This window comes from Limnospira indica PCC 8005 (genome assembly GCF_000973065.1).
Lineage (GTDB): Bacteria > Cyanobacteriota > Cyanobacteriia > Cyanobacteriales > Microcoleaceae > Limnospira > Limnospira fusiformis.
Genome location: NZ_FO818640.1, coordinates 238276 through 262075 on the forward strand (window position 1 = coordinate 238276; position 23800 = coordinate 262075).

Sequence of the window (23800 nt, forward strand, 5' to 3'; positions counted from 1 at the left end):
GAGGGCAATGTATTAAGCTACTGGTGAACAAGCTGTAACTGACGGCTTGGGTTCGACTCTCCTTCCACACAAATACAAACCCTATTTGTTGGGTTACGCTGCCCTTCACCTAACCTACTCTACTACACAGAGGGGCTTTGTTGGGCCCGGCTGCGCTTCACCCAACCTACTCCTTTGTTGGGTTGCACCCAACCTACAACTTCACCCAACCTACTCCTTTGTTGGGTTGCACCCAACCTACAGCTTCACCCAACCTACTCCTTTGTTGGGTTGCACCCAACCTACAGCTTCACCCAACCTACTCCTTTGTTGGGTTGCACCCAACCTACAGGGGGACGGAGACAAAAAAAAGAGGGAACAGAGCCCTCTGTGAGTCATCAAATAAATCCGTGAAACTGTGCGGAGGCAGTTTAACCCTAAAAAGATTTGGGTAACTGCCATCAGATCCACTTTAGTAAGCCAGACCCATACTGCGGGTGGTTTCAGCACCCAGGTAAACCCGAACACTGAGGAAGTCAGTAGGACAAGCAGTCTCACACCGCTTACAACCGATGCAGTCTTCGGTACGGGGAGAGGAAGCAATCTGACCAGCTTTACAGCCGTCCCAGGGAACCATCTCTAGGACATCCAGGGGACAAGCACGAACGCACTGGGTGCAACCAATACAGGTATCGTAAATTTTGACGGAATGAGACATTGAATTAAGTTCTCCCAAAGATATCAGGTTTTGACCGTATCTACATATACATGCAGATTAAACGGTTTGCTCAAAGCAGGATTATCGTATATCTTCGATCACTTTAGCTTAGTGTTTGCCTTTCAGGATACACAAGGCGACAAAACTTTAAACTCTGTAATATTTTGCGGACCTAACAGGGAACTGCCAACTTGCTGAATTTCTCCCTAACACGGGAAAAACTACCCCTCACCCACACCTATCTTAGGGGGAGGCAGAATTCTCAATTGTCAATTGTTCATGATCTTCTCTAATACGGGGGTGGTGGAGACAATGTGGTTGTCTAAACCGAGGGCTTGGGGGCTGATACCTAGCGCGATCGCAATGATTTGGGGAAGGTGAAGGACCGGTAAATTGAACGATCGCCCCATAAATTTCGAGATTTCTGGTTGGCGGGAGTCTAGGTTAAGATGACACAGAGGACAGGGGGTGACCATACAATCAGCCCCAGCGGCGATCGCCTCTTCGATATGATTACCCGCCATTTGGAAAGATTCATTGGTAGCATAACTAGAAATCGGCCAACCGCAGCACTGAGTCCGTCCCCGATAATAAACGGGTGTAGCCCCCAGCGCCCGGAACACATTTTCCATAGACTCGGGTTGATGAGGGTCATCATAGATTAACTGATGTTGGGCGCGCAGGAGATAGCAGCCATAGAAAGCCGCACATTTCAAACCGGATAACTTCCTAGTCACCCGGCGCTCAATTTCCGCTAAACCATAATCAGCCACCAAAGCCCATAATAAGTGTTTAACCTCGGTTGCGCCCTTGTAGGGGGTGCAGCTTTCCTTTTGCAGAAGTTGGTTAACCTTTTCCAGATAAGCCGGATCACTATTCTGATAGTCTTTCAGGCGTTCATCAACCCGACCAATCACGCCCTGACAGGTGCTACAGTGAGTGAGTAGGGGTAAGTTCAACTCCTCGGCTAGGGCAAGATTTCGGGCGTTGACAGTATCTTCGAGGAGTTGAGAATCTTCTTTAAAAGTACCCGAACCGCAACAGGAGGCTTTTTTTAACTCGACTAACTCAATTCCCAGAGTTTCGGTCAGCACTTGGGTTGACTGATAAAGTTCCCGACAAGCACCTTGAGCGACACAACCGGGAAAATAGGCATATCTGAGTTTGACAGAAGATGACATAGCAATATTTTTATGAATTGACTGTGGGGGGGGGAAGCACCCATTGTTAATATATCATCTACCCTAGGGAGCGATCGCAGACCTAAAGAAACCATAAAGGTTGCCTCCGCCCCAGGAGCAGAATCTACCAGAAAAGTAGAAAATGATGATCGCGGGGATTACGCTTTCCGATAATATGGAATACGCGGCATCCTATAGAGGAAAAATTCCATGAGTTCAGATACATTTGAAACAGTTAAGAAAATTGTCGCCGAGCAACTAGAAGTTGATGCGGCACAGGTAACACCAGAAGCGAACTTTGTCAATGACTTGGGCGCAGACTCGTTAGATACAGTAGAACTGGTTATGGCATTGGAAGAGGAATTCGATATCGAGATCCCTGACGAAGCAGCCGAAAAAATTACCACAGTCCAAGACGCGGTGAGTTTTATTGATGCTAAGGTAACAGCCTCCGCCTAGGGAGGATTTGCCTGTGTTCTGCATTCTGGGTGGTTAACTTCTGATAGAAAAGTCATGACTGATATGAACCGCAAGCGCGTTGTTGTTACAGGTCTCGGGGCAATTACTCCCATAGGTAATACCATTACTGAGTATTGGGAGGGGTTGTTAACTGGGCGTAATGGAATCGGCCCTATCACTTTATTCGATGCTTCACGCCATGATTGTCGCATTGCTGGAGAGGTGAAGGGATTTGATCCCTGTGACTACATTTCGCGCAAAGAAGCCAAACGCATGGATCGGTTTGCTCAATTTGCAGTGGCGGCGAGTAAACAGGCGATCGCTGATGCGGAATTAGTAATTGATGACCTGAATGCAGACCAGGTGGGAATCATGATTGGTACAGGCATTGGGGGACTCAAAGTTCTCGAGGATCAGCAGGAAGTTTATTTAACTCGTGGCCCAGACCGATGCAGCCCGTTTATGATTCCCATGATGATCGCTAACATGGCGGCTGGACTCACTGCTATACATACGGGAGCTAAAGGACCTAATAGCTGCCCGGTAACAGCCTGTGCAGCCGGGTCTAATGCGGTGGGAGATGCTTTTAGACTAATTCAACGAGGATACGCTCAGGCGATGATCTGTGGCGGTACAGAAGCGGCTGTCACTCCCCTGTCCGTGGCGGGGTTTGCGGCAGCACGAGCCTTGTCTACTCGCAATGATGACCCTCTCCATGCCTGTCGTCCTTTTGATGTGGGACGAGATGGTTTTGTTATGGGTGAAGGTACCGGAATACTGGTTTTGGAAGAGCTGGAATATGCCCTGAGTCGCGGCGCTCGCATTTATGGCGAAATTGTCGGCTATGGTATGACTTGCGACGCTTATCATATGACTTCCCCGGTTCCGGGTGGTATCGGCGCGGCTAAGGCGATCGCTTTGGCGATGAAAGATGGGGGATTAACTCCTGACCAAATTAGCTATATTAACGCTCATGGAACCAGCACCCCCGCTAATGATCCGACGGAAACAGCAGCCATTAAAACGGCTCTGGGTGAACACGCCCATAAAGTGGCGGTGAGTTCCACTAAATCTATGACGGGACACCTGTTAGGAGGTTCTGGGGGTATTGAAGCAGTGGCGGCGGTATTGGCGATCGCCTATGACCAAATTCCCCCCACCATTAACCTGGAAAATCCCGATCCTGAATGTGATTTAGATTATGTTCCTAACCACAGCCGCAGCCAAACTGTCGAGGTGGCTTTATCTAACTCCTTCGGTTTTGGGGGTCATAACATCACCTTAGCATTCCGCAAGTTTAAGGACAGTTAGAACAGGCTACAACCCCCAAAGAAACCCGGTTTCTCTCAGTCAATTTTCTGGTCAACACCAGATTTTTCTGAGCCACCGGGTTTCTCAACTAAATTATCCCATCCCCCACAGAAATGGCTGTTTCCACCCCCGCAGAGGTAAGGGTTGGTAAGGTAATCGACTCGACCGCAGGTGTATATCCTAGCCATTGTACCGACAGATTAGCAAACTGCTCCGCGCAGCCACTTACACAAAAACGGGTCGGTCGCGGTAGGTCGCTATGGCGTAATCCCAGTAATTCTAACTCCTGGACGACTGCTTCGACTAAATGCACTGCTGGATCAACTAATTTTACCGAAGCTGGTAATAGCGATCGCAACACCGGAGCTAAGTGGGGATAGTGGGTGCAACCATAGATTAGGGTATCAATACGCTGCTGTATTAAAGGGGCTAGATATTCTCGCGCCACCTCTAATGTACAAGGGTCATGGATGCGATTTTGTTCAATCAGCGGAACAAAAGCCGGACAACCAACCTGCCAAACTTGCACAGCCGGGTTGATTTCTTGAATCGCCTGACGATAGGCATTGCTCGCCGCCGTCGCTGGGGTCGCAATTACCCCGATCCGCTCACCCTGACTGATAGCTGCCCTGGATCCGGGTAAAATTAAGCCTAAAATTGGTATATCAAACTCAGACCTAACGACTTCTAAAGCCAAGGCGGAACTGGTGTTACAAGCCATCAGCACCATTTTAACATCCTGAGCGACTGCCCAAGTAATAATTTCGCGGACAAATTGCACAATCTCTTCAGGCGATCGTGTCCCGTAAGGTAATCGTGCCGTATCCGCAAAATACAAAATCGATTCATTGGGAAGTTGCCGATACAATTCCCTTAAAACCGTTAAACCCCCCACACCACTATCAAAAATGGCGATTTTCTGTCCTCGTTTATCCCTTGTCATCGGTTGCCTGGCACTTGTTATTATGTTTGATAGGCTAGATGTGCTGTTGTGGAGCACAACTAAGACATCCGACCTGCCTTAACAGATAAATCTGTTCCACTCAAAAGTACATGATCGGGACTAATACGGCGAACACTGTCGCCAAAATTATCATCCTCATCAAGGGTAGCAACAAAAATACTCCCCATTGTTGTTCACGTAAAACTCCTGGGAGGGTTGGAAGCTCCGTGATTGATCGCGGAGAGGAAAACCGACTCAAGCGGCTGACCGCCGCCAGCACCCCCTTGCGGGGTGGAGGGGTATGGTTGCCCCTCCATGGAGCTATGGTTGGCTCCGACTCCCTTGCGGGGTAATGTTTGCGCTTGCGCTAACGCGCACGCTGCGCGAACGCCAATGTTCAGAGTCGGTACTATCCAAATCGCACGTCCTTAACCCCTTAGAGATGTTTAACGATTCGGTTCTAGGGCCTGGAACTAGCACGCATTCCAGGGTAGGAACTTTAACTCTTGCTCTGAACGTAGCCAGTTAAGGCTATAGCTGGTCAGCTACCTGAAAGGGGGGCACGAAGCCCCTGTGCTTCAGCCGGGGGTGCTGACTTCAGCATATTTGTGGTAAGATTATCCCCAGAGTTGAGCGGATGACATCATCAAACTCTGACTTTAGCAATGAGCTGCCTGGCCCTCCTTCGGTATACCTGGGAGGAGCCTACCTCATGACTGGGCTAGGGGTGGGGTGGTTGCTTTCAGTGGGTAGATGTTGGTCAGAAGTTTCTGGAATGACTGCGGGTGTCCGTTCCCAATCAGTCAGGGATGCTATAAAATCTTGTATTCCCTGGAATTCCCGGTAAACTGAGGCGAAGCGAATATAAGCCACTTCACTTATGGGTTTGAGGCGATCGAGTACAAGCTCACTAATTTCTGGGCTGGAAACCTCGCGGGTGGCACGCTGTTGGAGTTCTGCTTCTATGTCTTCGATCATGGTTTCTAGTTCAGAAGAAGCGATGCCAGTTTTTTCGCAGGCACGAACTAAACCCCGTAACAATTTGGAACCATCGAAAGATTCTCGCCGTCCGTCACGCTTAATCACCGTTAAAGGAACCAACTCGATGCGTTCATAAGTGGTAAAACGGTGTTTACAATTGAGACATTCCCGCCGTCGCCGGATGCTTTTCAGTGATTCAGCCCATCGCGATTCTAACACACGGGTACTGGTATGTTGGCAAACGGGACATTGCATAATATACGTCCTTTAAACTCAGATTTTGCCATGGATGCTGATTGATTTACGAAAGCCATATCCAATCGGGTTCTAAGAAGCATACCCCTTACAACCCAATTGGAATCAGAAAATCAAATGCTGTTGGCGACTTATTTACCAATGCGGGGGGGTTCCCGGAAGGCAATGGCAAAGAACAACACGCCGAGAGCCAGCGTCAAAACTAATATGTATGCAACACTTTCCATGTCAATGTTTCCTCATATCCCGGGTTAACTACCAGTCTATCAGTCTTGATGCCACTCTGAAAAACCTGCCCTAACTTAATCCCCAATTTCCCCAGTCTAGGAGAATAGGGAGGGGTTGGATATTTTTTCGGGAGTTTCACCAAAAAAAGGACAGGTCGGATATCTTCACCAGAGGCGATCGCCAACCATTGAGGAAGGCTGCCACCAGTCTTGATATACCCATGAACCTGTCCTGACAACTACTCAACAACTGCCATTAGACAGTCTTTTGAACACGAGTTGTTTGGTCACCAACTTTCTGGAAGTTACCCCACTCAACTTGTTCTTCCAGGTCAGCTTCAACCCCAGCAAATACATCTCGGAAGATGGTGCGGGAACCGTGCCAAATATGACCAAAGAAGAAAAGCAAAGCAAAGCAAGCGTGACCGAAGGTAAACCAGCCACGGGTACTGGTGCGGAATACCCCATCAGAGCCGAGAGTTTCCCGGTCAAAGGCAAAGGGTTCGCCCTGTTGAGCAAAACGGGCATATTTCTTCACAGAGGCGGGATCGGTGAAGGTTTTACCATTCAGTTCACCACCATAGAAGGAAACAGTCACCCCAGTTTGCTCAAAGCTGTAGCGAGACTCAGCGCGACGGAAAGGAATGTCAGCGCGAATCACTCCATCAGCATCAGTCAGAATGACCGGGAAAGTTTCAAAGAAGTTAGGAAGACGACGAACAGTTAATTCGCGACCTTCTGCATCAGTAAATACTGGATGTCCGAACCAACCTTGAGCAATACCATCGCCCTTGTTCATCGGACCAACGCGGAACAAGCCACCTTTGGCGGGACTGTTACCAACATAGTCATAAAATGCCAGTTTTTCAGGAATCTTAGACCATGCTTCTGAGGGGCTGTCGCCCTGAGCAATGCTTGCTTGTACCCGGCGCTGAATTTCCTGTTGGAAGTATCCCTGATCCCACTGATAGCGGGTAGGTCCAAACAGTTCAATCGGGGTAGCAGCCGAACCATACCACATAGTTCCAGCTACCACAAAAGCCGCAAAGAATACCGCTGCAATACTGCTAGATAGTACAGTTTCGATATTTCCCATACGCAGGGCTTTGTAGAGGCGCTGAGGTGGTCTGACGGACAGGTGGAATAGTCCAGCAATAATGCCAACAATTCCCGCCGCAATATGGTGAGCCGCAATACCGCCAGCATTGAAGGGGTTAAATCCTTCAGGTCCCCAGGAAGGCGCGACAGGTTGTATACTTCCCGTCAATCCATAAGGGTCAGAAACCCACATTCCCGGCCCGAATAGTCCGGTCAGGTGGAAGGCTCCGAAGCCAAAGCAAAGTAAACCAGATAGGAATAAATGAATTCCGAACATTTTGGGCAGGTCTAGGGCTGGTTCACCAGTCCGAGGATCGGTAAACAGTTCCAGGTCCCAGTAAACCCAGTGCCAAACTGCTGCCAGGAATAATAGACCTGACAAGATGATATGGGTAGCGGCTACCCCTTCAAAAGACCAAATTCCGGGGTTATCGGCTACTTCTCCAGTTACACTCCAGCCACCCCAGGATTGAGTTACACCCAAACGAGCCATAAAAGGCATGACAAACATACCTTGACGCCACATGGGATTTAGAACTGGGTCTGATGGGTCAAAAACTGCCAATTCGTACAGGGCCATAGAGCCCGCCCAACCTGCGACAAGAGCAGTGTGCATTAGGTGTACAGAAATCAGCCGTCCTGGATCGTTCAGAACTACTGTATGTACGCGGTACCAGGGTAGTCCCATTGACTACGCTCCTCCTAGAATCAATGAATGTGAATTACAGACGTTTAAATGAGAGATTACAAACCAAGCCCGCTATTTGAACCGCCATAGCCTTCACTAGCATCAATCTAGTATCCGGTATTACGGTCGGGTCAGACAAAAACTCTGCCCTCTATAGGCGGCTTCCGATATCCTCCCATGAGCCATGAGATTCTTCGTTAGTTTGCCTGTTTTTTGATTTTAACGCTCGGTTTTGGCGTTTGCAGTTGGTGTCCTAACTTTGGGATCTATTCTACCAACACTTGTTACCGCAATCTATCCCCTACTTCTATCAAAAACTAGAAGCTGAGAATTTTCGCAGATTTTGTTAAAGAATTGTATAGATTATTAGAACCAATTGCAAGCAAAACCCAAGATCTAAACACTGGGGGGCGGCTTTCCTAAAAAAGACCGCCCTGGACTCGGCACTCGGTTGATGCTGTTCCCAGACGGTCCAGAACCTGGTCAGCAGTAATTAGACGGGTGAGAACTACTTGACCGATACCTGTTGATGGGTATTCTGTCCATTGGGGTTTGACTTCTAGCATCAGAACTTCATCTTCAACTCGGTACAGCCACATTTTTTCAGTGTCTGTATCGTTGGACACACATACATCTAGTTTTTGCAGATCTGGAAGTCGCCGCTGGGTGGCCACATCCCACAGGCCACCGATACCCCAAATCCGTCCAATTGTCCACCCTTCTGAGAGAAAGAAGTATTTCACGTAAAACTCCTGGGAGGGTTGGAAGCTCCGTGATTGATCGCGGAGAGGAAAACCGACTCAAGCGGCTGACCGCCGCCAGCACCCCCTTGCGGGGTGGAGGGGTATGGTTGCCCCTCCATGGAGCTATGGTTGGCTCCGACTCCCTTGCGGGGTAATGTTTGCTTCGCTAATGTTCAGAGTCGGTACTTTCCAAATCGCACTGTCTTAACCCCTTAGGACTGTTTAACGATTTGGTTCTAGAGCCTGGAACTAGCACGCATTCCAGGGTAGGAACTTTAACTCTTGCTCTGAACGTAGCCAGTTAAGGCTATAGCTGGTCAGCTACCTGAAAGCGGGGGGCAGGAAGCCCCCGTGCTTCAGCCGGGGGTGCTGACCGAGCCTTTGTTAAGTATGCAACTGATTGGCAATCTTCCATTAGACATCCCATGGTGAGAATTGTCAAGGGTTTTAAGATGACAATAACACTTCTAATAGGCGATCGCATACTTTCGACCAAGTAAATCTCGCCCTGACAAATTCGCAGCCCGCCGATTTATTCTTATTCCTTAAACCCGGGTTTTTGAGGGCATTTTCCATCAATTCCACCAAATGATTACCGTCAGGCTCTAAGTAAAACTTAGTATCACCTTCGGAATCTTGAAAACATTTAAGCTGACTATTAATATAAAAGCTAAAATCTTCTCTAGTAAACTCATCTGTCGGCCCTCCTTTGGTGCAAATAACCGGAGTTCCACAGGCTACGGCTTCCAAAACTGGGAGATTAAAGCCTTCCGCCGAATAAGGAGAAACATATAAATCAGCCGCCTTGTAGAGTCTGGCGATTTCGGTGGCAGATAAATTATCGCCAATATAACTAATCCGGGGTTTTACTAAATCTATTTGGGAATCATTTAAGACTTGTTTACTGGCGGCTTTAATGGATTCTTTGGACTTAAAAATCGCATCTCTACCTTTTAAAACTAACCTCGCTTCTGGATAACTCTCAGCAATTTGTGCAAAGGCTTTTAAAAGCCTAGCGACCCCCTGACGTTCATTCCACATAATGCCAATATTGAGAATCACAAAATAATCATTCCATCCTAACTCACGGCGGAGACTATTGCGGTCTTCTTCATTGAGGGGATAATGCACCTTTGGGTCAAATCCCAAGGGGACGATCGCCATCCTTTCAGGGACTGCGCCACTATTCAAAAAACCTTGGCGCGACCATTCGGAAGCGGTGATAATAATACTATCAGAATTTAAATGAGCCTCCCTCAAAGACTTAACCCCCATTCCCCGCAAAATAGTTTGTGGCACAATTCCCCACTCTGTACAACCAAAAACAAAGGTTTTTTTACTGTCAGAAGATGCCAAGTTAAACGGACAATACATCCTCAAAGTTACATCGGCTTTCAGGTCTTCTGGGGGTATGGGGATACTGTCCAAAATCGCCTCTTCTTCCTGGGTAAATAAACCTCGGCTAGGCTGCCAATCGGTGGTCACATAGGGCATATCCCGATGGAATAGTTTAAGGGGCGATCGCTGATTAAGTTCTAGGAGTTGATGGCTATTAATCAAAGCATAAGAATGGGGCAACCATCGCCAACCTTCGACCACCAGGTTACGGGGGGGAGAATTGATGTGAGCGCCCCCGATATTTAACCCCAGCGCCGCCGGGGGTTTTGACTGGGGGTTAAGAACTTCTAAAATCCGGTCAACGGTATGTTTCCAGGTGAATTTTTGGGCGACAAACTGGGGGACTAACTCCCGCGCCATAGTTCCGATTTGCGGCTGTTCAATAGCCTGCTGCATTAAAGTCAGTAAATGTTCCCAGTTGGGATGTAGCAAAAACCGAGTTTTATAGTCAATCACAAAGGTTCGGAATTGGCTAGAAATCGCCCAGCCAAAATCAGGATGAGTCCATTCTTGGGCGGGACTACCTTCAGAATAAATCACGGGAAGACCGCAAGCGATCGCTTCCAAAATCGGTAAATTTAACCCCGGTGCGACATCAGGGGACACATAAACATCAGCCGCCTGATACAATTTCGCCACCGACTCCAAAGGTAAATTATCGCCAATGTAGGCTAACCTAGGCTGTACTCGTGTAGCTTCCGCATCAGTTAAAATAGCTTGACTGCTTTCGAGGAGTAATTTTTCCCCCTGTGGGGTGCAGCCTTTCAATACCAGTCTAGCATGGGGGTAAACTTCCACCACCCCCGCAAAGGCTTTGAGGAGAGGGCGAAGACCATCGGTATTTTCGAGGTTGCTAACATGGATAAACACAAAATAATAGTCCCAGTCCAGAGATTTACGCAATTCCTGTCTGTCTGGGGAGGTTAACGGGTGGAAAATTTCCGTGTCAACTCCAGGGGGGATAACAGCGACCTGGTGAGGTGGAATACCGCCGCGAAGTAATCCATCCTTACACCACATTGTCGGGGTAATTAGGGTGATATTAGGGGCTAGTGACACATTTTCGGGACTGATATTCAGGAGAGTTCCCCATTGTGGGGCGGTCAAAATCCCAGTTTTTTGGCTATCAGTGGGGGTAAAATCCACTTCTGGGGAAACCCTTAAACAGATATCTGCTGAGTTACTATCCCTAGGGTGGTCTGGGGTGGGAATTGACAACTGACCCAGTAAGCGATCGAGAATTGGGTTAGAATCATGGGGGGCTGAAGGATTGGCTTGATAGGAAACCTGTAAATCCGATCGCCTCAAAAGTTCTTGCCAGATAAAATAAGTGGCGATCGCATAATAATTAGGCGCAAACGGCCATCCTTCCAAGTGAAATCTCATAGAGCAAAATAGGTTCTCAAATATAATAGTGCTAGTAGATACTATATCGATCATGAATCGATCGTCAAAAGTTCCCGGATTTGGGGCGACTCAAGAATAATCACCTCCGAGGCGGCGTTCTAGTTCAGAAATCGACTAAAATCAAAACACTGTCAACCCCTTATCTGTGATTAACTCACGCAATTAACCGCGAAGATGAGCGACCAAAACTCCCCCAGACAGGAAAGACATATCACCCTGTCAGTTTCCAATGTTCCGTTGATTGTTGGTGCTGTTTTACTATTAGTTTTATTATGGCAACTTCAGGGATTAATTATCCTGATCATGATTTCGGTGGTATTAGCAGCCTCCATCATTCCCTTAGTTAACTGGGCGCAAAGCCTGAAAATTCCCCGCTGGTTAGCGGTGATTGTAGTATATTTAACCCTAATTGGCGGCATTACCGGATTAGGTTTAATCATCGGTCCGAGTGTGGTTGATCAAATCAACCTGTTGGTGCGTCAGTTACCAATTTTCGCTGAACGCAGCCTCGATCTAATCAGTAACATAGCCAGCAGTTTGGGGGAAGATATCCCCGACTTAATCGATCGCCTAGTAGATACCCAATCCCTGACCAACTGGACAATTCGTTCATCTCAGCAATTAATTCTCAGATCCTACGGAATCACCAGAGGTATTGTCGGAGGGGTATTTAGTCTGATTCTATCACTATTCGTCTCCGGCTATATGGTAGCAGATAGCAAAACTCTGGTCAAAAGTTTTGTACAATTGTTCCCATACCCGTGGAACGAACGCCTAGCAGCCCAAGCCCAGCCCGTAGGTCGTCGCATGGGCAGTTATATTAGAGGTAGATTAATTGTATCTGCCATATTAGGGGTGAGTATTACTACCTGCTTAGGGTTTTTAGGGCTAAAGGACTATGCTCTAGGCTTGGGTGCGATCGCTGGGTTTACCAATTTAATCCCCTTCCTGGGTCCAATTTTAGGAGCAATTCCCGCCCTCGTGGTAGCCCTAGCCAAAGGTGGATTTCTATTTTTTTGGGTGTTACTACTGTATGTAATCGTGCAGAACCTGGAAACCTACGTTCTCGATCCCTTATTGGTGGGGTCTTCAGTAGGTGTACATCCCCTATATCAGCTTTTATCAGTTTTAGCAGGGGTGCAGCTTTTAGGGCTAATTGGGGCGTTGATAGTTCCACCTTGGTTTGCAGGAATTGCAGCCTTAGTGGAAAACTTGTATTTAGAACCCAAACGCCTAGCGGAACAAAAACTAGCTTACCCCCATGGGTCTGTCTCTGACCCTCCCTCTGGGGTGATCTTAGATTCCAATTCAGATTCTCTTTGATTTCTCACCTAGCATCAACACTGAGTCCCCATTTTTCAATTATGAACCATGATCCACCCTCTGCTTCAACAACAACTCCAAGAAATCGGCTTTCAAATGGACGCGCCACCATCAGACCCCAAGGCTTGGCGGGAGTTTTTAAAAAAGGTTAGTTCAAGTTATCGCGCCGCCGATCAACAAAGAGATTTAGCGGCGCAAACTCTGACATTTTCCTCCGAGGAAATGATCGAAAAATACGAACGCCAACGCCAAGAGTCGGAAGCGCGGTTAGAAGCAGAACGCGATCGCCTACAGGCGGTAATTGGTTCTCTCGGTGCGGGATTATGTATATTAGATGCTCAGGGGAATCTGTTATCGATGAATCCCAAAGCTGAACAACTTTTGGGCTGGTCAGAGTCAGAAATCGCTGGTCAAGATTTATTCCAACTGATTGCTCCCCATTTACAAGAATTTCCCCAACAATTTCAATCACGGCTGAATAGTTATTCCCACTCCCCTGTCAACCAAGGAACCCAGGAAAAGCTGTTAGAACCGCTGAAATCTGCTCAGGATCATTTAGCCTGTCGTGATGGTCAAGTTTTACCAGTTTCGTACATTCTCAACCCGATTGTAGAAAATGGTTGTTGGGTGGGAACGGTTTTAGTGTTTTTTGATATTAGCGATCGCCAACAAGCCGAACAAGAAGCCGCCCGTTCCCTGTCCATGTTACAAGCCACTTTTGACTCAACGGATGCCGGAATTTTAGCCCTAGATCGCAATGGTCAAGTGTGCCATTTTAATCAAAAATTTGTCCAAATGTGGGAGGTGCCAGAATCATTCCTTGAGCCTAATCAAAATCGCTCAACCCTAGCTTTTGTGATGCGACAATTGAAAAACCCCCCCCAGTTTCTCAAAACTATCATGCAACTGTCCGCCCAACCTTACATACCGACATACGATGTGGTAGAATTCAAGGATGGGCGGATTTTTGAGGTTTACTCTCACCCTTCTAAAGTCGGCAATAAACTGGTGGGTAGGGTTTGGAGTTTCCGGGATATTACCGAGCGCAAAAGAGTAGAAAAAGCTCTGCAAAATCGAGTAGAATTTGAGCAGCTAATTACGAATCTTTCCACCTATTTTATTAGTCTAAGCACCGAGGAAATTGATGCAGGAATTAAAGAAGCTCTGCAAAAAATAAGCAAGTTTATCGGAGTAGATAGAAGCTATATTTATCTATTCGCCGATCCTGAATATCATAGCCAATCTATCTACGACTGGCGCTCGAATTTGATGTCTATTAAAGCCGAGAATAACCTGGTATCGGAGTCGTCAGACAATGAACCATTAGACCTGGTTTCCGTGGTCGCAAATCAAGTAAAAGTCACCTCAAGCCAACTTAACTGTGAGGTAATTACGGGAATTTTTTCATGGTTACAAAAGCATGAAGTTATCCATATTAGATCGGCTAATTTATCTGACCAGATTCTTGAGGAACTGGAAGCCTTAGAAAACTTCCATAAAGAGACCGGATTGGTCGGTTATGAATACCCAGAATATATCCAGCACCAACTGCAATTTCTGACGATGATTCCTCTGGTGTGTCGCAAATCTTTGGTGGGTTTTTTGCGCTTTGATAGTCTCAGTTCTCTTGATACCTTGTCTTCGGATACTATTAGCCTGCTGAAAATGGTGGGAGAAATGTTTTCTAACACTATTGAAAGGCGACGCACGGAAGAAGTGCTACGACAAACAGAGGCTAAATATCGCAGTATCTTTGAAAATGCGGCTGAGGGTATCTGTCAAACTACCCCAGACGGTCGCTATATTAGCGCTAACCCAGCTTTAGCTAGGATTTTGGGTTATGACTCCCCGGAAGACTTAATCGCTAATTTGACCGATGTTAGCACCCAGCTTTATGTTAAACCTACCCGACGGGCGGAATTTGTAGCAGCGATCGCCAAGAGTTCAGTTATATCAGGCTTTGAATCCCAAGTATATCGCCAAGATGGGACAACTATCTGGATTTCGGAAAATGCCAGGGCTGTTTTTGATGCTATGGGGGGACTGGTTTGTTATGAAGGAACTGTCGAAGATATCACCGAAGGAAAAAGAGCAGCAGAAGCCTTAGAACGCGCCAAGGAAGCCGCCGAAACCGCTAACCGGGCTAAAAGTACCTTTTTGGCTAATATGAGCCATGAATTGCGTACTCCCCTCAATGCCATTATCGGCTATAGCGAGATTTTATCCGAGGAAGCGGAAGAATTAGGATATGAAGATATTGTGCCTGACCTGGAACGGATCTATACTGCGGGTAAAAATCTACTGACTCTGATTAATGATATCCTGGATATCTCGAAAATTGAAGCGGGACGGATGGACCTGTTTTTAGAGGCTTTTGATATTTCCAGTCTCTTAGAAAGTGTTATGGGTACGGCTCAACCCCTGATGTCCAAAAATAATAACACCCTCACCGTCGATTGTCCTGACAATATCGGGATTATGTATGCTGATGTGACTAAGGTTAGACAGATTCTACTGAATTTGCTCAGTAATGCTGCGAAATTTACAACTAATGGGAAAATTAAGCTAGAGGTCTCTCGTGTATCCTCCCCACCCTATAGTCAAGAGTCGGGTTCGGTCCTAGAATTTAAAGTTCATGATACGGGAATCGGTATGAGTCAGGAACAACAAGAACAACTGTTTCAGCCATTTACCCAGGGGGATGCCTCGACGACTCGACGCTATGGGGGAACTGGTTTGGGACTGGCTATTAGCGATCGCTTCTGTCAAATGATGGGAGGTAATATTCAAGTAGAGAGTACACTGGGAGAAGGGTCAACCTTTAAGGTGGTCATCCCTACCCGAGTCAAGGTGAAAACCTCAGAGGCGATCGCTACAACCCAAGTCCCCGAAGAGTATTTAGGAGTTGATGCTTATACCGAAGGCTGTTTGAGTGAGAATTAACTAGGTAGTTTCCTGGCTTTTTCAGAAAAGATAACTGGTCAAACCCTCAACCTTAAAATTAGATCATGGCTAAGATTCTATTGGTAGAAGATAATGAAATGAATCGCGATATGCTCAAAAGGCGCTTGAGTCGAAAGGGTTATGATGTCTTAATTGCTGAAGATGGGGCGGAAGGGGTGAATTTAGCCCAAACACAAGCCCCCGATTTGATTTTAATGGATATGAGTCTCCCCATTAAAGATGGGTGGCAAGCGACCCGTGAAATTAAGGCTGATACTAAAACTAAGGAAATTCCAGTGATTGCCCTGACGGCCCATGCTATGGCTGGCGATCGCGAAAAATGTCTCGCTGCTGGCTGTGATGATTATGACACTAAACCAGTGGAGTTCCCACGCCTACTTGAGAAAATTGAGACTCACCTCAAAAATAAGGCGACTTCGTGATATCCATCTGTAAGTTCTAAGTTTAGATGAATGCTCACCCGGATCTTGTGTTGATTGTTGATGATAATGAAATCAATCGTGACCTGTTGGCCCGACGTTTACAAAGACAAGGTTACGATGTACTGGTGGCTTCTAATGGCTTTGAAGCCTTGAAAATTATGCGATCGACAGCGCTGGATCTGGTATTGTTGGATATTATGATGCCACAAATGAACGGCTATCAGGTGCTGGAGTCCCTCAAGGCAGATCTCCAGTTGCGCCACATTCCCGTAATTATGATTTCGGCGGTTAATGATATTGATAGCATTGTCCGGTGTATTGAACTCGGTGCAGAGGATTATCTATCTAAACCTTTTAATCATGTTCTATTGCGGGCTAGAATTAATGCCTGTTTGGAAAAAAAACGCCTGCGAGACCAAGAACAAGCCTATCTGCAAAAGTTGGCGGCGGAACAACAAAAGTCGGAACGGTTATTGCTGAATATCCTCCCCGCACCGATCGCACAACGGTTGAAACAGGGAGAAAGCACCATCGCTGATAGCTTCGCTGATGTGACTGTATTATTTGCTGATATTGTCAATTTTACTAAACTATCCGATAATCTATCCCCGGCTGAATTGGTGGAAATTCTTAATCAAATTTTTTCCGCTTTTGACCAGTTGGCGGAAAATTACGGACTGGAAAAGATTAAAACTATCGGTGATGCTTATATGGTGGTGGGGGGACTCCCTACCCCGAGACCAGACCATGCGGAGGCGATCGCTGATATGGCTTTGGAAATGCAAAAGATTGTGACAAATTTTAGCCTAAAACCCGGAGAAACTTTGACTATGAGAATGGGTATCAATACGGGTCCGGTAGAAGCCGGGGTGATTGGAACTCGCAAATTTGCTTATGATTTGTGGGGGGATACTGTCAACACTGCTAACCGCATGGAGTCTCATGGGTTGGCGGGGAAAATTCAAGTCACTGAAACTACCTATCAACGTCTGCGCCATGGTTATGAATTTCAACCCAGAGGTATCATTGACGTGAAAGGAAAGGGGGAAATGAATACTTATTTTCTGATTATGAAAAAGCCTTGACAGGTGACGGTTGATGATTGACAGTTGATAGGTGACGGTTTATTAATCTTTTGGTCTCAGACAGGACTTACCATGTTGACTACCCCTGAATTACTCGATTTTTCTAAGTGGCTGGGTATCGCTACCCTGGCTTTCGCGGCATTAACTGTTTTGGCTTTTGTGCTAAACTGGGGCATTCGTTTTCGCCTGGTGGGGATAACTGCTTTTACCGGAGTCCTCGCTGGCGGCGTGTTCGCTTTGGGGTTGGGATTATTTCAGCGGGTTGAAATTCCTGGAGCCGTCCGCTATACTAGGGTGTTTGATGATGGCGCTCGTCAAATTGTGATTGCTGTGGCTCCAGATATTACTGAGTCACAACTAGAGGCGACTCTCCAACAGGCTGCTAGTGACCTATATTCACCCGGTCGCGGCGGCGCAGGACAAATGCCTTTAGTTATCCGCGCCAGAACTATTGTTCACCCTCAACCTGGGGTTTCGGAACCGATTTTTTTGGGACGGGTGCAACGAGTATCTGGTTTTGATAATCAGGGAGATGTGGCGATCGCTATTAATCAAGAAAGTCTCAATCACCTTCAAACAGTGCGCGAAGCTACTAACTAATTATCGCCCCCAATTCCCCATCTATCTACATGGTGGGGGAAAAGAAACCCCGTTGCTCACAACCGGGTTTCTTGGGGGTATTAGCCTCGGATGTAAATTTAAACAATTGAGAATGCTGGTTTTGATGGGTCTTTTTTCATCCCAGAAAATTAGTGAATTATAAAAAGCGATCGCCTCAGCAGAAGTGATTATTTCAAATATGGCGATCGCCTCCGGTTCAGTGTCGAAGCCCAAAAAATAAACCGTATCATCAAATAAAACAGGTTTTCCCTTGAGGGGACTTATCAATCGAAACTCTAGTTTTTTGTAAAGACCACAAATCGCTATTTTCCACGGTTTAAAGGTATAGTCTCCCACCCCAAAAATAGAAAAACGGGGATGATTTTGATAAATTTTGCTTTGGCGACCATCTAAATTCGCCGCATTCTGTTCAAGATAATTCCAAGTTTGGGGCGCGTGGTTTTGAATTAAAGTCGTGTCTTCCCCCAGAGATTTTTGAGTAACCAGGACATATTTATCAGTTTGGCTAATCTTCCCATTAGCAATATCTGAGCCTTTCAAAAGTGGAAAAATATAATCATCCTCCAAGTTAACTTTTTCTCCCAAACCATTCACTAAATCATCATTAACTTGACGAAGTTCCATAATTTTGGCACAATCGTGTTTGATTCCCGATCGCCATTTAATCAAGGGCTGAGTTTCGGAATAAAGAAAACTCAGTTTTTGAAAAGTGACCATATCCGCAATCAGCCGATTATGAGAGAAACCAATTCTCTGGAAATCCGCACTTTCCATACTGGGGAATACATCACAAAAATAGCGTTTAAATTTACCTCGAAATTCACAGAATAAAAGACAGGATTCAACTGCCGCCTTAAAATACTTTTTAGCATCAATTCCATAGGTAGAAAATTGGCAGACATTTTTTTGGCGATCGCGCAAATAGTGTAAAATTTTTCTAGCCACAGAGGTTTTACAAACCATCCCCAGATAGCTATGTTCATAATTCTGCAACCATTCAATAATTTGAATAAGCATCCATTCCGACAGGTCAAAATTGCTTTTTCCAGTTAAAGCATCTAAGCCTTTATATCCGAGAAAGTTACTTTTTTGCGGCAAATTTTTACCGGATATTAACCCTTGTTGTGAATTGGTAATCCAAGGAAAATTACCTATAACCAAGATTTCCCCCGACTGTTCCAAGTTTGACAACGGGAAATTTAACAAATCTCCATGGTGAATAATAACTCGCTCATCATGTTTAATAATTGGACTATTTTTAGCTGCTTTAATATAATCAGGGTTAATCTCAATTCCCACAATGTTAGCAGCCAAATTAAACTGTTTAATCGATGCTACAATGAAATTACCGACACCACAGGTCGGTTCAACAATCAAATCTGGATTCACCCCTAAACTTGACAATTTTTGGCAAATTCGTTTCGCCAACTCTATAGGGGTTTGAAAATCTCCATATTCTACTTTTAATTTGTTGTTAATAACGGACATAGCTACTCAAAACGATAAACAGTAATTATACCATCTTCCTGACCCGCACGTTCAATTACTCTTCTATACTGTAATCTCCATTGTAAAGCATTGGAAATTGTCAAAAACCCAAGTTCTGGAGGATTAGCCATGATTTCTTCGGCAATATTGGTAGCTTCAATTTCATCAACGGGGAGATTTCGATCCCACATAAACGCAATTAAATCATCAACATTTCCTTCATTTTGCAAAATTTCACGAATTCCGCGAGTCATTTGAAAATCGGCGGTTTTCTCTGCTTGCACATAGATGACATTCAGAATCTTTAAATTAGCCGTTTGATTATCATGATGATCTAGCTTTTCGTAAACAAACACTAATAGAGAATATCCTAAACCAAAAATTTTTTGTCTAGCTGACTTGAAAGGACAGGATGATTGAGGCTGTTTAATACTCGTCACTTTCATATCAACTTGCAGTTCCGGGAAATCAATACCAATGGCTGAATTTCCTTCCCTAAAGTCATAATTTTTTTTCAGGTAGTTTCTAAATTTTTGCTCTAAGTAAGTACCTACCTTTTTACCATCTGTAATTCCATAAAGTGAAGGTTCTAGATGTTGGGATTCTAAGATTGAAAATTTTTCAGCTTCAGAACACAGAGTTTTTATGGTTAAGGCTTGCATAGCAGATAAGACTGATCACAATAAAAAAGGGTAATATAGTTAAGGGCGAAGAGTCTCCGGGAGGGAACAACACACCCGGAAACCGTAACTGCTGTCTGCCGGGTCAACACAGTCGCGGTAGGCACAACGACAGTAACCTGGAAAGCTGTACCACGAACCGCCGCGCACCACCCTTTTGTCTCTGCATTCCAGAAGATTGACCAAATTTTCAACATAAATATGCAGACCATTCCACACTCGACCATCCGAGGGGGAACCGCCAATATAGTTACTATGCCAGGGGTCAGCACACCACTCGCAAACATTCCCGTGGATATCGTACAAGCCAAAGGCGTTGGCGTGTTGGAACTGACCGACGGGGGTGGTTTTTTTGGGGTAGACTCCCTTGAATCCTGAACCATAAGTCCAGTTGCCATCGTAGTTGGCGAGGTCAGTGGTCAGAGTCTCACCGATGTGAAATGGGGTGGTGGTTCCGGCGCGGGCTGCATATTCCCACTCGGCTTCACTGGGTAATCGGTAGTGTTTGCCAATTCTTTTTGAGAGTCGGACGCACCACTCGATCGCATCGTACCATGAAACACAGTCAACGGGAAGATTTAATCCTTTAAAATGTGATGGGTCTAGGTTAAGGTCTCGTTGGAGTTTTGGGAAACTAGCCACTTGTCGCCATTGTGCTTGGGTAACGGGATATTTCCCCATTAGGAATGGTTGAATTGTGACTCGGTGTTGGGGTTCTTCCCTGCCATCATAACCATCCCATCGCTGTTCAGATGGAGGTGAACCCATGATAAAAGTTCCTCCCGGAATTATTACCATTTCCAAAGTTACACCATTTCCCAGATCTTCGACCATACATTCGGCTTGACCCTGACTGCGGCTAGTTTCTTCTCCCCTTTCATTGACTGTAACAATCTCAAAAATATATTTTCCCTCACCCTGCTGGAGGTTCATTTCCACAGCCTCAGTCGCCTCAATTAACCCGGAAGTTGTGCCAGGGATTTCATCCAACTGGGGTAAATTTAGCAATTGCTGCTGATGGGGTTCTGTGTTCAAACAGTCGATTTTTTCGAGAATGCTATCCAACTGGGATTGAAAATCAGCGTGATGTTGATGTTGCGACTCAGTTAACTCAGTTAAATGGTTAATTTGCTGGGTAATTCCATCCAACTGGGATTGAAACTTAGATATAATCAACTTGGCAGACCGTAGCCGAGATTGGGAGAGTTGCCAAACTCGCTTGGCAGCAGCAATGCGTTTTTTCTCCTTTTCGATAAAACCGGAGGGAATCTCTCCCAGCACAAAGGGATATGGTGTCAGGTCATAACCGCAGACGGTACAGGTTTCGACCTGGTTTTCTGTGTATTGGGTTTCACAGATTGGACATTTAGCCATAATTACCAACCCTGATTGGCAGCTAACTAATTATACAACAGATTGATAACCCTCGGTAATCTAAAGAAACCCCGTTTCTCACTGGGTAAGCTAAAGAAACCCGGTTTCTGTGAGAAACCGGGTTTCTAGTAGGGCTGATTTTAAAGAAAAATATGCAGGTCGAAATAGACGATCGCTAAATAGGAAACTAGCCACACAAATAGGCTGATTTTGATGCTGTTATCTTCGATTAAAATGCGATCGGGTTCTTCTCCGGCTGCTAAAACTGTGACGATGCGTTTGTAGTGCATTACCGCATAATAGACAATGGGAACGGTGATAACTAAGGAAGTATTTTTCCCGGAACTGATGGTAAATAGGGAATAACACATGATGGTCATGGTGGCTGTACTGTTTAGCAAAGAGTCGAGATAGGGTAGGGTATAATGGCATAAAACGGGGCGCTGTTGATTATTTTGACCCCGTTGATAAAAGAGTTGCAGATATGACGGTTTTTCGGTGGAATTAAGAGAGTCTGGGGATAATTCTTCTAGGGATTCGATGGGGTTGTGTTTGTGGAGGAGAGAGAGGAGTTCCGATCGCCTTTTGGCGAAACCTTGAAATAAGGTTAAAAAGAAGGTACAAAGGGTAATCCAGGCGGTGGGTGTGTCTCCCACGGCGTAAATTCCGGCGAGGAGACGGAGGACGAAACCGAAGGCGATACAATTGACATCAAAAAGGGGAATATTTTTGAGTTTTAGGGAATAAGCGACATTGTTAATTCCGTACAACAACAGACAGGAAAAGGTGGGGATTCCTAGATGGTAAGAACCGATGAGAGAAACGGTGATTACAAAAATGCCGATCGCTTTGGCGGTTGTTAATTGTACCCGTCCGCTGGCGAGGGGACGAAATCGCTTTTTGGGATGTTGGCGATCGCGATCAATGTCTTGAATGTCGTTGAAAATATAGACGGCTGATGCCATCATGGAAAATAGGACAACCATTAAAATGCCGTTGGCGATCGCATTAATTTCTCCTAACCTACCCCCAAAAATTACCCCCGCCAAACAGAACAGATTTTTCGTCCACTGGTGGGGACGCAGCAACTTGATTATATCCCCAATTTCTCCCGATTTTTCTGGGGTAACTTCTGCCGAATTGGGATTAGATACCCGGGTAGATTCCGGTTTAATTTTTATACCAAATTTAGGTTTCATCACACCCCTTTGCAGAAAGCAGTCGTGTATCATCATTATAACAGTTAAGACAACTGTTTGAGCAGCCAAAGGATTTTTTCTTTGACGGGTTTACGGTGTGCGGAACCTGCCTTTTCTGCCTGAATTTTATCATAGTTTTTCTGAAACCAATCGTAACTTTCCTGGAACATATCATCATTGGAGTATTTGGGTTGCCATCCCAAATTTAACAGGGGTTCAACATCGAAATAAAACTCTTTATGATAGGTGAGATAATGCCAAGGTGCGAGGGGGCTTAAACCGACAATATCCAAGAGTCTCAAGGTGCCAATTGTCAAAGTGGTGGGGAGACTTTTTACCTGAGAATCAGTCCCCGCATAGCTAATTAAATTTTCCAAACCTTCCCTAAGAGTCCCAAAGCGATCGCTTCCGACATTATAAATTCCTGGTTTTCCTAAATCCAAAGCTAATAGGTAAGCGTCCATTAAATCCAGAGCATGAATAAACTGGAATTTGATATTTCCATCCCCGATAACGTAGACATTTCGCCCTTCTTGAATCCACTCAAATAGAATCTGAAAAATGCCTAACCTTCCCTCCCCCAAAATCGTCCGCGGGCGAATTACTATTAAGGGTAAACCTTGGCGATCGCAAACCTCACGGACTGCTAATTCTCCCGCCAATTTTGCGCGTCCGTAAATCTCCACAGGTTGGGGTTGAGTATCGTTAGTAATGGGACATTTTGGGTCGCCAAATAAGGCACTAGAACTCATGTGAATAAAACTGCTAACCCCGGCTTTAGCAGCTTCCTCAGCTGCGATCCGACTCCCTTCGACATTCACTTCCCAAAACTTATTTCCCGACTTGGTAAGGGGAACTAAAGCGACATTATGATGAACGATATCAACCCCTTTCATGGCGGCGGCGACACCTTGGCGATCGCGAATATCGCAGTTAATATATTCAATATCCTGGGGGCGAGTTGGATCTTCCCAAATATCTAGTATTTTGACTTCTTCTCCCCGTTGCGACAACCGACGGGCGATCAGATTTCCTAAAAAGCCGGAACCCCCTGTTACCAGATGTTTCATGGACTACCGCTAACCTTCCAAATAATGACTCTCCCAGCATCGTAAACCAATGTGGCCAATTCGTAAAGGAATTTTAACAGAAACCTTTGGAGGACAACTACTAATATTGGTAAGCTGAAGTTGCACAAAATTATCAAAATTTGCTAAAATCACAGATTAAGATATAGTCAAAGTTATTTCCACAAG

23 protein-coding genes and 1 pseudogene are annotated in these 23800 nt (G+C 45.7%); 9 read left to right on the top strand and 15 right to left on the bottom strand.

All coding sequences use genetic code 11. From position 1 onward, the window contains the following. Window positions 1-451: 451 nt before the first annotated feature. Window positions 452-697, bottom strand: a complete 246-nt coding sequence (psaC, locus tag XZ46_RS01045) for a photosystem I iron-sulfur center protein PsaC (RefSeq protein ID WP_006616272.1) — start codon at window positions 695-697, stop codon at window positions 452-454. A gap of 269 nt (window positions 698-966) precedes the next feature. Beyond that, complete coding sequence (locus XZ46_RS01050) at window positions 967-1878, bottom strand: CoB--CoM heterodisulfide reductase iron-sulfur subunit B family protein (protein ID WP_008051915.1); 912 nt, start codon at window positions 1876-1878, stop codon at window positions 967-969. 210 nt (window positions 1879-2088) lie between these two features. Here XZ46_RS01050 and acpP point away from each other — a divergent pair, with 210 nt between their 5' ends. Beyond that, window positions 2089-2337 (top strand): acyl carrier protein, encoded by a 249-nt coding sequence (gene acpP / locus XZ46_RS01055; RefSeq protein WP_008051917.1) that lies wholly within the window; start codon window positions 2089-2091, stop codon window positions 2335-2337. A gap of 54 nt (window positions 2338-2391) precedes the next feature. Next, entirely contained in the window at window positions 2392-3648 is a 1257-nt protein-coding gene (fabF, locus tag XZ46_RS01060; RefSeq protein WP_006622056.1) for a beta-ketoacyl-ACP synthase II, read from the top strand. An 88-nt stretch (window positions 3649-3736) separates the two neighbouring features. Here the strand turns inward: fabF and murI are convergent, their stop codons facing one another. Continuing rightward, window positions 3737-4591: a glutamate racemase gene (gene murI, locus XZ46_RS01065; protein ID WP_006622054.1), complete on the bottom strand. Its 855-nt coding sequence runs from the start codon at window positions 4589-4591 to the stop codon at window positions 3737-3739. Window positions 4592-4650: 59 nt separating this feature from the next. Continuing rightward, a complete protein-coding gene (locus XZ46_RS37420; protein ID WP_006622053.1) occupies window positions 4651-4779 on the bottom strand; it encodes a hypothetical protein in 129 nt (42 codons plus the stop codon). Here XZ46_RS37420 and XZ46_RS36180 point away from each other — a divergent pair. After that, the gene (locus XZ46_RS36180; RefSeq protein WP_039932516.1) at window positions 4738-4944 is read left to right on the top strand and encodes a hypothetical protein; all 207 of its coding nucleotides are present in this window, start codon (window positions 4738-4740) and stop codon (window positions 4942-4944) included. The genes XZ46_RS37420 and XZ46_RS36180 overlap by 42 nt on opposite strands. 352 nt (window positions 4945-5296) lie before the next feature. Here the strand turns inward: XZ46_RS36180 and nrdR are convergent, their stop codons facing one another. The 5 genes from nrdR to XZ46_RS01090 form a co-directional block, all read right to left on the bottom strand. Beyond that, window positions 5297-5827 carry a transcriptional regulator NrdR gene (gene nrdR / locus XZ46_RS01075; protein WP_006668667.1) on the bottom strand — a complete coding sequence of 177 codons (531 nt, stop codon included), beginning with the start codon at window positions 5825-5827 and terminating at the stop codon, window positions 5297-5299. Between the two features lie 131 nt (window positions 5828-5958). Continuing rightward, on the bottom strand, window positions 5959-6054 hold the full coding sequence (locus XZ46_RS27850; RefSeq protein ID WP_006619121.1) for a photosystem II reaction center protein T: 96 nt from the start codon (window positions 6052-6054) through the stop codon (window positions 5959-5961). After that, window positions 6030-6293 (bottom strand): hypothetical protein, encoded by a 264-nt coding sequence (locus tag XZ46_RS33695; RefSeq protein ID WP_006622051.1) that lies wholly within the window; start codon window positions 6291-6293, stop codon window positions 6030-6032. The genes XZ46_RS27850 and XZ46_RS33695 overlap by 25 nt, the downstream gene beginning before the upstream one ends. A gap of 17 nt (window positions 6294-6310) precedes the next feature. Next, window positions 6311-7840 carry a photosystem II chlorophyll-binding protein CP47 gene (gene psbB / locus XZ46_RS01085; protein WP_008051921.1) on the bottom strand — a complete coding sequence of 510 codons (1530 nt, stop codon included), beginning with the start codon at window positions 7838-7840 and terminating at the stop codon, window positions 6311-6313. Window positions 7841-8259: 419 nt separating this feature from the next. Next, a complete protein-coding gene (locus tag XZ46_RS01090; protein ID WP_008051923.1) occupies window positions 8260-8583 on the bottom strand; it encodes a hypothetical protein in 324 nt (107 codons plus the stop codon). Here XZ46_RS01090 and XZ46_RS38180 point away from each other — a divergent pair. Continuing rightward, entirely contained in the window at window positions 8550-8738 is a 189-nt protein-coding gene (locus XZ46_RS38180) for a hypothetical protein (protein WP_008051924.1), read from the top strand. The genes XZ46_RS01090 and XZ46_RS38180 overlap by 34 nt on opposite strands. Window positions 8739-9030: 292 nt before the next feature. Here the strand turns inward: XZ46_RS38180 and XZ46_RS01095 are convergent, their stop codons facing one another. Then, entirely contained in the window at window positions 9031-11367 is a 2337-nt protein-coding gene (locus tag XZ46_RS01095; RefSeq protein ID WP_228116448.1) for a glycosyltransferase, read from the bottom strand. A gap of 195 nt (window positions 11368-11562) precedes the next feature. Between XZ46_RS01095 and XZ46_RS01100 the strand changes: the two genes are divergently transcribed. The 5 genes from XZ46_RS01100 (at window position 11563) to XZ46_RS01120 (ending at window position 17782) form a co-directional block, all read left to right on the top strand. Then, window positions 11563-12711, top strand: coding sequence for an AI-2E family transporter (locus tag XZ46_RS01100; RefSeq protein WP_006622046.1), 1149 nt, complete (start codon window positions 11563-11565; stop codon window positions 12709-12711). A gap of 48 nt (window positions 12712-12759) precedes the next feature. Beyond that, entirely contained in the window at window positions 12760-15654 is a 2895-nt protein-coding gene (locus XZ46_RS01105; protein ID WP_008051926.1) for a PAS domain-containing sensor histidine kinase, read from the top strand. A gap of 65 nt (window positions 15655-15719) precedes the next feature. Further along, window positions 15720-16097 (top strand): response regulator, encoded by a 378-nt coding sequence (locus XZ46_RS01110; protein WP_006619127.1) that lies wholly within the window; start codon window positions 15720-15722, stop codon window positions 16095-16097. 26 nt (window positions 16098-16123) lie between these two features. Then, window positions 16124-17182, top strand: a complete 1059-nt coding sequence (locus tag XZ46_RS01115; RefSeq protein ID WP_008051927.1) for an adenylate/guanylate cyclase domain-containing protein — start codon at window positions 16124-16126, stop codon at window positions 17180-17182. A gap of 72 nt (window positions 17183-17254) precedes the next feature. Beyond that, the gene (locus tag XZ46_RS01120; RefSeq protein WP_008051928.1) at window positions 17255-17782 is read left to right on the top strand and encodes a Ycf51 family protein; all 528 of its coding nucleotides are present in this window, start codon (window positions 17255-17257) and stop codon (window positions 17780-17782) included. A gap of 21 nt (window positions 17783-17803) precedes the next feature. On the opposite strand, the gene XZ46_RS01125 is transcribed toward XZ46_RS01120, so the two are convergent. The 5 genes and pseudogenes from XZ46_RS01125 to XZ46_RS01145 all read right to left on the bottom strand — a co-directional run bounded on the left by XZ46_RS01125 (window position 17804) and on the right by XZ46_RS01145 (window position 23614). Continuing rightward, window positions 17804-19291: a class I SAM-dependent methyltransferase gene (locus tag XZ46_RS01125; protein ID WP_008051929.1), complete on the bottom strand. Its 1488-nt coding sequence runs from the start codon at window positions 19289-19291 to the stop codon at window positions 17804-17806. 2 nt (window positions 19292-19293) lie between these two features. Then, window positions 19294-19953, bottom strand: coding sequence for a type II restriction-modification system restriction endonuclease (locus XZ46_RS01130; protein ID WP_008051930.1), 660 nt, complete (start codon window positions 19951-19953; stop codon window positions 19294-19296). A 39-nt stretch (window positions 19954-19992) separates the two neighbouring features. After that, window positions 19993-20880: pseudogene (locus tag XZ46_RS01135) on the bottom strand (formylglycine-generating enzyme family protein); the annotation flags it as partial. Between the two features lie 605 nt (window positions 20881-21485). Next, window positions 21486-22544: a UbiA prenyltransferase family protein gene (locus XZ46_RS01140; RefSeq protein ID WP_008051932.1), complete on the bottom strand. Its 1059-nt coding sequence runs from the start codon at window positions 22542-22544 to the stop codon at window positions 21486-21488. 44 nt (window positions 22545-22588) lie between these two features. Next, a complete protein-coding gene (locus tag XZ46_RS01145) occupies window positions 22589-23614 on the bottom strand; it encodes an NAD-dependent epimerase/dehydratase family protein (protein WP_008051933.1) in 1026 nt (341 codons plus the stop codon). Window positions 23615-23800 lie beyond the last annotated feature (186 nt).

Excerpts from the sequence above, each read along its gene's own strand:
- XZ46_RS01105 (WP_008051926.1), top strand. The coding sequence starts at position 12,760 with ATGATCCACCCTCTGCTTCAACAACAACTCCAAGAAATCGGCTTTCAA.
- XZ46_RS01115 (WP_008051927.1), top strand. The coding sequence starts at position 16,124 with ATGAATGCTCACCCGGATCTTGTGTTGATTGTTGATGATAATGAAATC.
- XZ46_RS01050 (WP_008051915.1), bottom strand. The coding sequence starts at position 1,878 with ATGTCATCTTCTGTCAAACTCAGATATGCCTATTTTCCCGGTTGTGTC.
- XZ46_RS01110 (WP_006619127.1), top strand. The coding sequence starts at position 15,720 with ATGGCTAAGATTCTATTGGTAGAAGATAATGAAATGAATCGCGATATG.
- XZ46_RS27850 (WP_006619121.1), bottom strand. The coding sequence starts at position 6,054 with ATGGAAAGTGTTGCATACATATTAGTTTTGACGCTGGCTCTCGGCGTG.
- XZ46_RS01120 (WP_008051928.1), top strand. The coding sequence starts at position 17,255 with ATGTTGACTACCCCTGAATTACTCGATTTTTCTAAGTGGCTGGGTATC.
- XZ46_RS01130 (WP_008051930.1), bottom strand. The coding sequence starts at position 19,953 with ATGCAAGCCTTAACCATAAAAACTCTGTGTTCTGAAGCTGAAAAATTT.
- nrdR (WP_006668667.1), bottom strand. The coding sequence starts at position 5,827 with ATGCAATGTCCCGTTTGCCAACATACCAGTACCCGTGTGTTAGAATCG.
- psaC (WP_006616272.1), bottom strand. The coding sequence starts at position 697 with ATGTCTCATTCCGTCAAAATTTACGATACCTGTATTGGTTGCACCCAG.
- XZ46_RS01095 (WP_228116448.1), bottom strand. The coding sequence starts at position 11,367 with ATGAGATTTCACTTGGAAGGATGGCCGTTTGCGCCTAATTATTATGCG.
- acpP (WP_008051917.1), top strand. The coding sequence starts at position 2,089 with ATGAGTTCAGATACATTTGAAACAGTTAAGAAAATTGTCGCCGAGCAA.
- murI (WP_006622054.1), bottom strand. The coding sequence starts at position 4,591 with ATGACAAGGGATAAACGAGGACAGAAAATCGCCATTTTTGATAGTGGT.
- XZ46_RS01125 (WP_008051929.1), bottom strand. The coding sequence starts at position 19,291 with ATGTCCGTTATTAACAACAAATTAAAAGTAGAATATGGAGATTTTCAA.
- XZ46_RS01140 (WP_008051932.1), bottom strand. The coding sequence starts at position 22,544 with ATGAAACCTAAATTTGGTATAAAAATTAAACCGGAATCTACCCGGGTA.
- psbB (WP_008051921.1), bottom strand. The coding sequence starts at position 7,840 with ATGGGACTACCCTGGTACCGCGTACATACAGTAGTTCTGAACGATCCA.
- XZ46_RS01145 (WP_008051933.1), bottom strand. The coding sequence starts at position 23,614 with ATGAAACATCTGGTAACAGGGGGTTCCGGCTTTTTAGGAAATCTGATC.
- fabF (WP_006622056.1), top strand. The coding sequence starts at position 2,392 with ATGACTGATATGAACCGCAAGCGCGTTGTTGTTACAGGTCTCGGGGCA.
- XZ46_RS37420 (WP_006622053.1), bottom strand. The coding sequence starts at position 4,779 with ATGGGGAGTATTTTTGTTGCTACCCTTGATGAGGATGATAATTTTGGC.
- XZ46_RS01100 (WP_006622046.1), top strand. The coding sequence starts at position 11,563 with ATGAGCGACCAAAACTCCCCCAGACAGGAAAGACATATCACCCTGTCA.